Genomic DNA, 1901 nt, shown 5'->3' on the forward strand with positions numbered 1-1901 from the left:
GCCGGGGTGCGCCGCCGCCAGCGGCTCCATGGCGGCCAGCGGGGTGTACGCCACCGCGTCCTCGACCCACTCGAACGGGAGCAGGGGCGCCACGTTCGGCAGCACCATCAGCACCGCGACGAACGCCCCGATCGACGCCGGGACGCTGCGCAGCAGCGCCCCGGCCGCCACCCCGAGCACGGCGATCAGCGACGCCCCCGCGGCCGTGGTGACCAGCGCCCGCGCCACCCCGGGGTCGCCGAGGCCGGCGGCGATGGGGGTGCCGGTGAGGAACGCCTGCGCCAGCGGGAACGTCGCGAGCGCCGTCGCCAGCATCAGGACGAAGCTCACCGCGCCGAAGACGGCGGCCTTGGCCCACAGCACCGGCAGCCGACGGGGCACGGCCGCCATCGTGGCCCGCACCGTCCCTGTCGACCACTCGCCGGCGGTGGCGAGGATGCCCAGCACGGGCAGGATGAGCAGGCCGAAGTTCAGGCCCAGCAGGGTGACCTCGACGGGGTCCTGCGGGCCGTCCCCGTCATCGCCGCCGGTGAACGTGGCACCGACGGCGAGCCCGATGCCGAGGGTCAGCACGACGACGGCGGCCAGCGAGTACCACGTCGAGCGCAGCGACCACAGCTTCGACCACTCGGAGCGCAGCACGCGCGGGTACGTCACGCGGTATCCGGCTGCGCCGCGGGCGCCGGCGCCCGCGGCGCCCGGGCCGGGCGCGGTCAGGGACGGGACACTCATGCGGCGATCTCCTCCGTCCGCCCCGGGGCAGGGGCGTGGTACTCGACGGCGTCCCGGGTCAGCTCCATGAACGCCTCCTCCAGCGACACCCGGTGGGGCGTCAGCTCGAACAGCGGCACGCCGTGCGCGGCGGCCGTCAGGCCGATGTCCTCGGCCCCGACGCCGCGTACCCGCAGCTCGCCCGGCGCGTCCGAGGCGACCTCGACGCCGGGCCCGGCCAGCAGCTCCCGCAACCTCCCCGCCTGCGGCGACTTCAGCGACACCTCGTCGCGCCCGGCGGACCGTACGAACTCCGCCACCGTCGTGTCCGCGAGCAGCCGGCCGCGGCCGACGACGACCAGGTGCTCGGCGGTCAGCGCCATCTCGCTCATCAGGTGCGACGAGACGAACACCGTGCGCCCCTCCGCCGCCAGGTCCTTGAGCAGGCCGCGGATCCACAGCACGCCCTCGGGGTCGAGGCCGTTGACCGGTTCGTCGAGCAGGACGACCGCAGGGTCGGCCAGCAGCGCGGCGGCGATGCCGAGCCGCTGCCCCATGCCCAGCGAGAACCCGCCGGCGCGCTTGCGCGCCACACCGGCCAGCCCCACCGCCTCGATCACCTCCTCCACCCGCGCCCGCGGGATGCCGTGGGTCAGGGCGAGCGCGAGCAGGTGCTTGTACGCGCTGCGCCCGGTGTGTACGGACCGGGCCTCCAGCAGCGCCCCGACTTCGGCGAGGGGCGCCGGATGCCGGTCGTACGGCCGCTCGTTGACGGTGACGGAGCCGTGGGTCGGTGCGTCCAGGCCCATGATGAGGCGCATCGTGGTGGACTTGCCGGCGCCGTTGGGCCCGAGGAAGCCGGTCACGGTCCCCGGGCGCACGGTGAACGTCAGGTCGTCGACGGCGGTCTTCTCGCCGTACCGCTTGGTGAGCCCGCGTGCTTCGATGGTCATACCGGCGACGCTAGGCCGCACGCCCGCGCCGATCGTCCGACCACGGCCCGCATCCGTGCGACGCCGTAGTACCACGGGAGGACCCCCGCTACGGCCCGGGCATCCCTTCACCGCTCGGCAGGGCCGCTACTCCCCAGCGCCCGACCGCTCGTCCCGCGCGGTCAGCAGGGCTTCCCCTCCCGCTCCTGCCGCGCCGACTCCCCGGCCTGCGACTCCCCGGCCTCCGGCGCCGCACCG

At 75.4% G+C, this 1901-nt stretch carries 2 protein-coding genes; both read right to left on the bottom strand.

What is annotated here, in order from left to right; all coding sequences use genetic code 11:
- Positions 1–732: ABC transporter permease (locus tag H5J30_RS30270; protein WP_181790602.1), on the bottom strand; the 732-nt coding region annotated here is incomplete at its 3' end.
- Positions 729–1664: an ABC transporter ATP-binding protein gene (locus H5J30_RS30275; RefSeq protein ID WP_181790604.1), complete on the bottom strand. Its 936-nt coding sequence runs from the start codon at positions 1662–1664 to the stop codon at positions 729–731. The genes H5J30_RS30270 and H5J30_RS30275, both read right to left, overlap by 4 nt.
- Positions 1665–1901: the final 237 nt, after the last annotated feature.

The sequence above is a fragment of the Streptomyces phytophilus genome (assembly GCF_013870535.1).
In the GTDB taxonomy this organism is placed as follows: Bacteria; Actinomycetota; Actinomycetes; order Streptomycetales; family Streptomycetaceae; genus Streptomyces; species Streptomyces phytophilus.